This is a genomic window from Sneathiella limimaris (assembly GCF_012932565.1).
GTDB lineage: Bacteria > Pseudomonadota > Alphaproteobacteria > Sneathiellales > Sneathiellaceae > Sneathiella > Sneathiella limimaris.
In genome coordinates this window covers 533,948-543,767 of record NZ_JABBYJ010000001.1, presented here as the reverse complement: position 1 = coordinate 543,767, position 9,820 = coordinate 533,948, and the positions used below count along the sequence as shown (strand labels likewise).

General features: G+C 47.8%; 9 protein-coding genes. 3 read left to right on the top strand and 6 right to left on the bottom strand.

The genetic code is table 11. The features are described 5' to 3' along the window. Window positions 1-31: 31 nt before the first annotated feature. Window positions 32-1,366: an MFS transporter gene (locus HH301_RS02530; protein WP_169566501.1), complete on the top strand. Its 1,335-nt coding sequence runs from the start codon at window positions 32-34 to the stop codon at window positions 1,364-1,366. A gap of 56 nt (window positions 1,367-1,422) precedes the next feature. On the opposite strand, the gene HH301_RS02525 is transcribed toward HH301_RS02530, so the two are convergent. Continuing rightward, window positions 1,423-1,737, bottom strand: coding sequence for a heavy metal-binding domain-containing protein (locus HH301_RS02525; protein ID WP_169566500.1), 315 nt, complete (start codon window positions 1,735-1,737; stop codon window positions 1,423-1,425). A gap of 24 nt (window positions 1,738-1,761) precedes the next feature. Beyond that, the gene (purH, locus tag HH301_RS02520; protein WP_169566499.1) at window positions 1,762-3,360 is read right to left on the bottom strand and encodes a bifunctional phosphoribosylaminoimidazolecarboxamide formyltransferase/IMP cyclohydrolase; all 1,599 of its coding nucleotides are present in this window, start codon (window positions 3,358-3,360) and stop codon (window positions 1,762-1,764) included. A 239-nt stretch (window positions 3,361-3,599) separates the two neighbouring features. On the opposite strand from purH, the gene HH301_RS02515 reads away from it, so the two are divergent. After that, complete coding sequence (locus HH301_RS02515; RefSeq protein WP_169566498.1) at window positions 3,600-4,904, top strand: nucleotide sugar dehydrogenase; 1,305 nt, start codon at window positions 3,600-3,602, stop codon at window positions 4,902-4,904. On the opposite strand, the gene HH301_RS02510 is transcribed toward HH301_RS02515, so the two are convergent. Genes HH301_RS02510 through rsmB form a run of 3 tightly spaced genes read right to left on the bottom strand, consistent with a single transcriptional unit; the run spans window position 4,901 to window position 8,602 of the window. Then, window positions 4,901-6,550 (bottom strand): heparinase II/III family protein, encoded by a 1,650-nt coding sequence (locus HH301_RS02510; protein WP_169566497.1) that lies wholly within the window; start codon window positions 6,548-6,550, stop codon window positions 4,901-4,903. The two genes, HH301_RS02515 and HH301_RS02510, sit on opposite strands and share 4 nt — an antisense overlap. Window positions 6,551-6,573: 23 nt before the next feature. After that, window positions 6,574-7,233 carry a ribulose-phosphate 3-epimerase gene (rpe, locus tag HH301_RS02505; RefSeq protein WP_169566496.1) on the bottom strand — a complete coding sequence of 220 codons (660 nt, stop codon included), beginning with the start codon at window positions 7,231-7,233 and terminating at the stop codon, window positions 6,574-6,576. A gap of 58 nt (window positions 7,234-7,291) precedes the next feature. Beyond that, complete coding sequence (rsmB, locus tag HH301_RS02500; protein WP_169566495.1) at window positions 7,292-8,602, bottom strand: 16S rRNA (cytosine(967)-C(5))-methyltransferase RsmB; 1,311 nt, start codon at window positions 8,600-8,602, stop codon at window positions 7,292-7,294. Window positions 8,603-8,694: 92 nt separating this feature from the next. On the opposite strand from rsmB, the gene HH301_RS02495 reads away from it, so the two are divergent. After that, window positions 8,695-8,880: a succinate dehydrogenase assembly factor 4 gene (locus HH301_RS02495; RefSeq protein ID WP_206378133.1), complete on the top strand. Its 186-nt coding sequence runs from the start codon at window positions 8,695-8,697 to the stop codon at window positions 8,878-8,880. Here HH301_RS02495 and HH301_RS02490 read toward each other — a convergent pair. Then, window positions 8,877-9,794 (bottom strand): DMT family transporter, encoded by a 918-nt coding sequence (locus HH301_RS02490; RefSeq protein WP_169566494.1) that lies wholly within the window; start codon window positions 9,792-9,794, stop codon window positions 8,877-8,879. The two genes, HH301_RS02495 and HH301_RS02490, sit on opposite strands and share 4 nt — an antisense overlap. Window positions 9,795-9,820: the final 26 nt, after the last annotated feature.

Below are 9,820 nucleotides of genomic sequence, written 5' to 3'. Positions count from 1 at the left end.
CTGTCGAAAAGCGTGGGAGGGGAGCGCAGTTATGCAGGAAGCGTCTAAACTCGGTAAATTTTCATGGGCCATGTTTGACTGGGCAAACCAGCCCTACTTCACGGTCATTACGACTTTTATCTTTGCGCCCTATTTCACGTCAGTTGTGATCGGTAATCCGGCTGAGGGTCAAGCCTATTGGGCTTACACGCAAGCGATAGCAGGGTTTCTTATTGCGATTTTAAGTCCAGTATTTGGCTCAATTGCAGATGCAGGGGGCCCCCGAAAACCTTGGATTTTAGTATTTGTAGTTCTCTGTGCACTAGGGAGTTTTGCGCTTTGGTGGGCGGTTCCTGGGCAAACAACAGGTATCTATCTGATCCTTGCAGCCTTGGTCGTTGGCACCGTTGGGGTCGAGTTTTCTCTGGTGTTTAACAATGCCATGTTACCATCTCTGACTTCACGGGACCGGATAGGCCGTTTATCTGGTCTGGGTTGGGGAATGGGGTATCTGGGGGGATTAACAGCCCTCTTTATTGTACTGCTTGGGTTTTCATTGCCGGATACACCGCTATTTGGACTGGATAAGGCCGCTCATGAACATGACCGGATTACAGGGCCCTTATCTGCCGTTTGGTTTGTCATTTTCATCATTCCGATGATGCTTTTTACGCCAGATGCGAAACCTTCAGGCATTGCAAAAGGGAAAGCGGTTCGGGTTGGGCTTTCCCAACTAATCGCAACGTTCCGATCCTTAAAAGACTACCGGAACATCCTTTTTTTCCTGTTTGCCCGCATGTTTTATAATGATGGCATTCTTGCTTTGATCGGTTTTTCCGGGATTTATGCAGCAGGCCTTTTTGGCTGGGAGACAATGACCTTGGGGATCTTTGGGATCCTGATCAATGTCTTCGCGATTGCCGGATCGTTTGTTGGCGGGGCTTTGGATGATCGATTAGGCTCCAAACCGACAATTGTCATCTCTGTTCTGGGTTTGGCTGTGGCCTCTATGGGGGTTTTGTCCATCAGCGATGGAGAAGTGTTGTTTGGTTTGCCAGCGGCCATGCCTACAGAAGACAGTGCGATGCTTTCCAGTCCTGCAGAGCTCGTTTTTATTGGTTTTGCATTTATTATGGGTTTTTTCTTTGGACCTGCTCAAGCGGCAAGCCGAACCCTGGTTGCTAGACTATCTCCGCCCGACAAGATGGGTGAGTTTTTTGGGCTTTTCGCATTTTCCGGGAAGGCAACAGCTTTTGTGGCGCCATTTTTGATCGGTGTGGTTACCGATATCACCGGTCAGCAGCGACCTGCGATGATTGTGATTTTCTTGTTGCTGATTATTGGAGCTGCTTTGATGAGCTTTGTTCGTGAAGCAGAGGCAGACTAGGAATAAGAAAAGCCGGGAAAGATAATTTCCCGGCTCTTTCTTTTCAGCGATTTTTCTTATTCGACGGTTACAGCCGTCCCGGTTGCCACCATCATCAGCATGCTTTCGCCCATGACTTCTGTATCCAGGCTAATGCCAACAACAGCATTGGCTCCGAGGGACTGAGCTTCTTCCATTAGCTCTTCAACAGCGAGTTCCCGGGCCTTACGAAGTTCTTTCTGATACGCGCCAGAGCGTCCTCCTAATACGTCAGTGACACGGGCAAAGAAATCCCGAATAAAGTTTGCACCCATTACGGCTTCACCCGCAACAACGCCGTGATACTGAGTGATTTTCTTACCTTCAATAGAACCTGTTGTTGTAACGATCATGTCTAGACCCCTTTAGTTTCAGGATTAATGGCGGAAGTGACGCATACCAGTAAAGACCATTGCAAGTCCGGCCTCGTCTGCGGCCTGAATGACCTCATCATCACGCATGGAACCACCGGGTTGGATCACGGCTGTCGCTCCAGCTTCTGCTGCAGCAAGCAAACCATCTGCAAATGGGAAGAATGCGTCGGAAGCAACGACAGATCCTTTTGCCCAAGCTTCTGTTTCGCCCGCATTTTGCGCTGCCTCCAATGATTTAGAGGCTGCAATCTTTGAACTGTCCACACGGCTCATTTGTCCTGCACCGATACCAACAGTCGCACCATCGCGAGCATAGATAATAGCGTTTGATTTAACATGCTTGCCAACTGTGAACGCAAATTTCAGGTCGGCCATTTCCTGTTCGGTCGGGGCACGTTTTGTGACAACTTTCAGCTCCGGTGTTGCTGTCAGCGCGTTGTCCCGCCCTTGGATCAGGTAACCACCAGCAAGAGATTTTACGAGCCTTCCCCCATAACTTGGATCAGGAAGGCCACCGGTCAGTAAAAGCCGCAGATTTTTCTTTGCGGCGATCAATGCTTTTGCTTCGTCTGTTGCATCAGGGGCAATAATGACTTCCGTGAAGATTTTGACGATTTCTTCGGCAGTTTCCGCATCCAAAGTCTGGTTGGTCGCAATGATGCCGCCAAATGCTGATGTTGTGTCACAGGCAAAAGCAGACCGATAGGCTTCTGCCAGTGTTTTTCCTGTGGCGACACCACAAGGGTTGGCGTGTTTAATGATCGCACAAGCAGGACCACTAACCTCTGGTTTAAACTCGGCTACCAGTTCGAATGCGGCATCTGTGTCATTAAAGTTGTTGTAGGAAAGTTCTTTGCCCTGGACCTGAGTTGCTGAGGCAACACCGATTCGCTTCTCTGAGTTCGCGTAGAAAGCAGCAGACTGATGAGGGTTTTCGCCGTAGCGCAGTACTTGTTGGCGTGTTCCTGCTAAAACCAGACGATCCGGAAATTCCTCGCCAAGCTGTTCTGCATACCATGCTGAAATTGCAGCATCATATGAACCGGTCCGGGCATAGGCTTTGGCTGCCAGTTTCTTTCGGGTTTCAATTGAGGTCTTTCCATCGTTTGCGGAGAGTTCATCAATAATCAATTGATAATCTGCGGCATCGGTTACAACGTTCACAAAGCCATAGTTTTTGGCAGCGGAACGGATCATGGCAGGTCCACCAATATCTATATTTTCGATACAAGTGTGGAAATCCGCGCCTTTGGCAACGGTTTCTTCAAACGGATAGAGATTAACTACCACGAGATCAATGGGGCCAATGTTGTGTGTTTTCATAGCTTCAACATGGTTTGCATTGTCGCGAAGAGCCAAAATACCTCCATGAATAATCGGATGTAGCGTTTTAACCCGACCGTCCATCATTTCAGGAAACTTGGTGTGATCTGCAACTTCAGTCACTGGAACACCGGCCTCAGCCAGCATTTTAGCACTGCCTCCGGTGGAGAGGATTTCCACATTATGGGCGTTCAGGGCTTTGCCAAGTTCGACTAAGCCAGTTTTATCAGAAACGGAAATAAGGGCACGGGTGATAGGTTGCAAATCAGAAGCAGACATTGACATATATCCTGTAGCGGAAAATTGGGCTTTCAGACTGGGCGCGTCATAGCATGATGGGCGCAAAACAGGAACCGTCTTTCCGTATTTATTTTTTCAGTCATAAGGAATTATTTACAGGTAACTTGTCTTATTTCGCGAAATAGTCACGATCTTTACTAATTGTATATGTATTGATTGCTAAGTTGCGCTAAAAGGACTTCACTAGAATTCAGATTTTAAAGAAAGAAAATCGAGATATGTCTAACTCTTCAGATGTTTTTGCTATTCACAAACCTGTTCAAGAGTTGTTTGTTTCTGTTGTAGGGCTTGGCTACGTCGGCCTTCCACTTGCAGTTGCATTAGCACGACAGTTCAAGGTAATTGGATATGACATTAGTGGCTCTCGTGTAAAAGAGTTGAAGGGTGGATATGATCGAACCTTTGAACTGGATAGTCCCGCTCTACGTGCGAGTAGCATGACGTTTACGACGGATATTTCAGAAACAAAAGATGCGGATGTCCATATCGTTACCGTCCCGACACCTGTTGACGAGGGCGATAAACCTGATTTGGAACCTCTACGCTCAGCTTGCCGTGCCGTGGGCCCGATCTTGAAGAAGGGTGCTGTGGTCGTGGTTGAAAGTACCGTTTACCCAGGTGTTACTGAAGATGTATGTGGCCCGCTTTTGGAAGAGATTTCAGGCTTAAAATGTGGTGAAGAGTTTTTCCTTGGATATTCACCTGAGCGGATTAATCCAGGTGATAAGGTTCACACTGTAGATAAGATTATCAAAGTGATTTCTGGTCAAACAGAAGAAGTCGCTGATTTACTTGAAAAAATTTATGGCGCGGCAACAACCGGAGGAACGTTTCGAGCGCGGAATATTAAAACTGCTGAAGCGGCCAAGGTTATTGAAAATGCACAAAGGGATATCAACATTGCCTTCATTAATGAAGCAACGATGATCTTTCAAAAATTGGGTATTTCTGCTTACGATGTTCTAGAAACAGCAGGCACGAAATGGAACTTCCTGAACTTCACACCTGGTCTTGTTGGCGGACATTGTATTGGTATTGATCCCTTTTATCTCGCCCACAAAGCAAGTGAAGTTGGGCAGGACCCGGATCTGATCCTGACAGGTCGCCGAATTAACGAAAATATGGGCAAATTTATTGCCAACACCATAAGTGGCCTAATTGACAGTTCCAGCAAGGTATTGGTTTTGGGTCTGACATTTAAGGAAAATGTGCCCGACCTTAGAAACACCAAGGTAACGGAAATCATCTCAGGACTCGAGGCGCATGGTCATCTTGTGGAAGTCCATGACCCAATGGCGGATCCGGAAGAAGCACGCCAGTTTCTGGATATTGATCTCAAGGAAAACCTGAACTCCTTGACCAAGTATGATGCCATTATCGGTGCAGTGGCTCACTCAGTCTATAAGGACCTGTCGGTTCCAGCCTTGGAAGGCATGATGACGGAAAATGGTCTTCTCGCTGACATCAAAGGAATTTGGCGAGATGTCACTTTTTCAAACGGTATCAAGCGTTGGCAGCTTTAGCCTTTCGAATCGCTTGTTGAGTCGCTTTTCTGGTGCAGGGCCCATTTTATTGTCAGGGTTTCTGCGCCATGGAGACGTCCCCTTAGAACAATTTGCTTGTTATGCCGTTTTTCACCAGGACGGCTGCAGTAGATGCTTTCCTCTAAGCCGGCTTCTGAAAGGCTTGTGAGGAATTGCCAGCCCGTTCCCTGACGTGTCATCATCAGTAGGCTTCTGCCCCCTAAGCTTTTGGAGATACTAATGTCTGGATGAATATGGAAGCGAACAGCAAAATCAGTTGTATCGGCAGCCGGATCTAGTGTTTCGACAGTATCTTCCCCGCGAATTTCTCGTCCATCAGAGCTTAAATATATCCGCCGAAGGTGACGAATTTTTGCTGATTGCTCAAAGCAGGGATTGCGATAGACAAGAAGTAAGCTTCCACCTTCTTCTTCAACACTGACCTGAATTGGTCCTTCAGCTCCTTCCTTCACTGGGGCGGGAAAGACCGCGTTCGCATCTCCCACAGATAGGGTAGAGTGAGCGGCGGTTGCTGCAAGTGCCTTGTGCCAAGGTGATTCCGGGTCTGGGTGAGCTCCACAATTCACAATAATACGGTCGCGACCGTAGCTAAACTCAAAACTCCCTGCGCCATGATAGGGAAGGGCATTTTGGGGGCGACCTGCAAGCCCGGTTTCAAAAAGGATGAGAGATCGGCCCGCCTTTAGTCGTTCAAACCCGCCTTCTTTCATACTGTGAGGAGAACGGCCGAGAATATTACTGATTGCTAGCAGTTGATCGCACGTTCCCTCCCCCATGAGTTTTGACCCATTGAAGAGGGCGAGATCACCATCGCCATGCTGGAAAAACCGAACTGCGGTTGTCGCCCGGTCAATGGCTTGCTCCAGTCCTTCCGGGATCGGCGCTTCCATTCTATTTAGGGTTTCTCTTAAGCTAATAAGGTCTGCCAGAGTTTCCAGAAGCTGACTAGGGTTTCGACTGACATGACAACCATCGCTTAGGATTACCTTTTCAATTTCAGCCATAAGCTTCTGAAGCAAGCGGTGGGCTTGCGGTTGTGTATCTGTAAAGCAGACATTTCCAAGGTAAAGGGCAAGATAAAACAGAAACTGGTCTTTTTCTCGAGCAAAATATCGGCAGTATCTCTGCAGGTGTTGCAATTGTTTGCGCAAGGAGCGCAGGAACTTGTAATTAAAATCTCCATCATTGCTGGTTAGCAAGAAGGGGCTTTGTTGCATCCAATTGACCAGGCGTCGGGCGATAATATCCGGATCCCAGATAAGCGGTTCATATTCTTCAAAAGAGTGAACCCAATTTGTTAGAAGTGCCCGGACGTGACGTTTTGCGGCATCGCTGCCATTCGCTGAGAAATCCCTCACCCAGTTAAAGCGATGAAGTTCACGATGCCAGTGATGCGGCATTTTTTGAGCAAGCCAAGGTTCTTTATTGTTGAGCTTGTTCTCAACGCCTTCCAGCAAAAAGCAACCTTTGAAGAGGGTATCCGCCTTATCACCTACTCCAGGTATCACATCTACAGGTGTATGAAGGAGCCGCTTGGGTGTTCTGATTTTCAGGCTGCTTGAATAAAGGGAACTTGAAAAAACCATGTCTTTGATCGTCCGTTTAGGGGACGGTTTATTGGACATAATTCCTCCAGATTTAGTCATCATTACCCTCTTAAAGCGTCGATATTGGCTTTATAATGCTCAGGCCCACCTTTGAAGACGGCACTGCCGGCAACTAGCATGTCAGCGCCAGCTTCGATAACCAACTTTGCAGTCTCCGCGTTAATGCCACCGTCCACTTCAAGATCAATGTCCCGCCCACTAGCGTCAATCATGGCGCGAAGGGTACGAATTTTATCGAGCTGCGAATGGATGAATTTTTGACCGCCAAAGCCTGGATTGACGCTCATCACCAGAATAAGATCAACCTCATCCATAACATGCTCAAGAGTTGAAGCAGGTGTTGACGGATTGAGTGACACACCAGCCTTCTTTCCATGGGATTTAATAACCTGCAGAGTTCGATGAAGATGAGGACCTGCTTCCTGGTGGACCGTAATGATGTCAGCGCCAGCATCAACAAATTCGGGTATATAGATATCAACTGGTGAAATCATGAGGTGGCAATCGAAAGGCTTGTCACTAAAGTTACGGACGGATTTGGTGACCGCGGGACCAAAGCTGATATTGGGGACAAAATGTCCATCCATAATATCCACATGGATAAAATCAGCCCCAGCTTCTGTAATAGCAGCAATTTCGGGTCCCAAATTGGCAAAATCTGCCGCCAGAATGGAGGGGGCAATTCTTACAGGTTTACGCATTCCAATCCTCATGTGCTTTGACATGCACTATTTAATATACATCAACTTCAAATGCAGTTTAGTCCTTAACTAACCGCGCAGCAAAGAAACCATCCATACCACCCAAACCGTTTTCGCTTAATCCATCAAGATGACAGGGAAGGCACCTTAGGTCACCTTCTTTGGTCACGACATCTTCGAGGCCATTGAGTTCCTTTGGTGTTATGGCGTTTCGTTTCATTTCTGGATGTTTTTCCAGGAATTTAGCGATTTGCCATTCCCCTTCTTCTGGTTGGAGTGAGCAGGTACTATAAACAAGTGTTCCGCCGGATTTTAACTGAGAAATTGTGGCATCCAGAAGGCGTTCTTGCAGCTCTGCCAGTTTTTTTACATCTTCTTGAGTTTTCAGCCAGGCAACGTCTGGGTGACGGCGAATTGTTCCGGTACTGGAACAAGGTGCATCAAGCAAAATAATATCGAACAACTCTTCTGGCTTGAAGGTCGCAGCGTCTGAGACAACAATGGTTGCATTGAATGAAAGCCGCTCCAGGTTTTCTTCTAACCGCCGAAGTCGAGCTTTTGAGCGATCCAGAGCTGTAACTTCGGCACCTTTTGCAATTAGTTGAGCCGTTTTTCCACCCGGCGCAGCGCAGAGATCAAGAGCCCGTTTGCCTTTTATGTTACCGAAGAGGCGCACTGGCAGACTTGCCGAATAATCCTGGATCCACCAGTCCCCATCCTGAAATCCAGCAAGGGATGTAACTGACCCACCGGCAGAGCGCCGTAATTGTTCTCCGGGCAAGATGATGGCTTCCAGTTTTTCAGCCCATTGTTTTACTTCCTCAGGATCTTCATTGGATTTGAGGGTAATATCCAACGGCGCCTCTTTACGAAGGGCATCTGAAATTTGTTGAGTTAATTCCACACCATAAAACTCGGACCAGCTTTTCCAAAGCCAAGCAGGAAGGTTGGCCTTGCTTTGGTTCATTTTGGTTAGCAGCTTTTGTCCTTGCCGATCTGTTCTTCTCAAAAGGGCGTTTACTAGCCCCCGGAACTTACTGTTAGCTGGAACAAGTTCAACGGTGTCATGAATAGCGGCATGGACCGCGATATCCATGAACAGGATCTGGGTTATTCCAACCCGAAGGATATGGCGGATGTTCTTTACGGATTTTGGTAAGGGTCGATCCAGCATTTTGTCGATCAAGGCATCAATTATGCCGAGATGACGTAGTGTGGTTGAGACAAGCGCCCGGGCTAGGGATCGGTCACGATCGCTTAGTCCTTTCAAATTCTCAAAAAGAATATCTTCCAGAAGCTGGTTCTTATCCAGCACCTGGGCCAGCATGGTGACAGCGCGAAGTCGGGCGTTGGGCTTTTTGTCGGTCATTGGGGCTATCTAAGGCAAAAGTTGATGGCGGTCTATAGCGCTCTTTAGAGGATTATGATAGGAAAAAGCTGAATTTCATAACCGAGGTTAAGATGGAAGAGAAAAAACCCTCAAATATCCCAAGCACTGATGCGGATGCAGATAAAGTCGAAAAAACCGAAGCAGCTAAACCAGCTCATAAGCTAAAGCAGGCTGACGGTGAAATTGGTGGTCCGGCTGGACTGGAACCCACGCGCTACGGTGACTGGGAGCGTAAAGGTATTGTGAGCGACTTTTAGATAGTTTTCCCTTTTCGCTCCGCCAGCCAGATTCCGCCGAGAACGAGTGCCAATGCAGTTGCATGGTACAGGTGGAAAGGTTCACCTAGAAATAACACTGCCATAATAGATGCGAAAATCGGGACCAGATTTACAAAAATCCCGGCCCGGCCCGGCCCTATCAAGGCCACTCCGTTGATAAAGAAAAGCTGAGCAAGGAAAGAGGGCAGGATTGCAATTGCAGCAATCAGGATCCACCCTTTCAAGGTGGGTGCCTGCGCGGTTCCCGTAACCAGTTCGTATGTGAGGAGCGGAAGACAGGAAATGAAAGCAGCAATCGCGAGACCTGAGAAGAAAGCAAGAGCGCCGACATCAGGTTTATTTCGAAGGGCAAGTGTGTAACCGCCGTAGCACATGCAGGCAATAACTAGCAGCAAATCTCCCCGGTTAAATGCAAGATCGGCCAGTTTTTCAAGGCTGCCGCCAGACGTGACAACGATAACCCCAAAGACAGTCAAGCACACGCCTGAGATCTGTTGAATGCTTACTGGCATTCTGTAGACAATAAATGCCCCTAACAGCACAAAGATTGGGATTGTCCCCTGCAAAATTCCAATATTCACAGCTGTGGTGTAGTAAGCAGAGATGTAAAATAGGGCGTTAAATCCTGTAAACCCGATGGCGCCCATACAAACCACATAAAACAGCCTTGGTTTCAGCACATGCCAATCCCGCTTCAGGTCTTTTTGCGCAAACAGCAGTAAAAGGACCATGACGCTCGCCCACCGTAAGGTGACTAGAGTGAGCGGTGATACCTCACCCACTGCCATGCGACTGAACACAGCATTTCCACCCCAACACATGGTGGTCAGGGTCAGCAATATATAGGCGCGTGTACTCGGCCCAAGGGCGGAGAAAAGGGGAAAACCAGACATGCCGGAAACCTTGGATGTGATTTCGG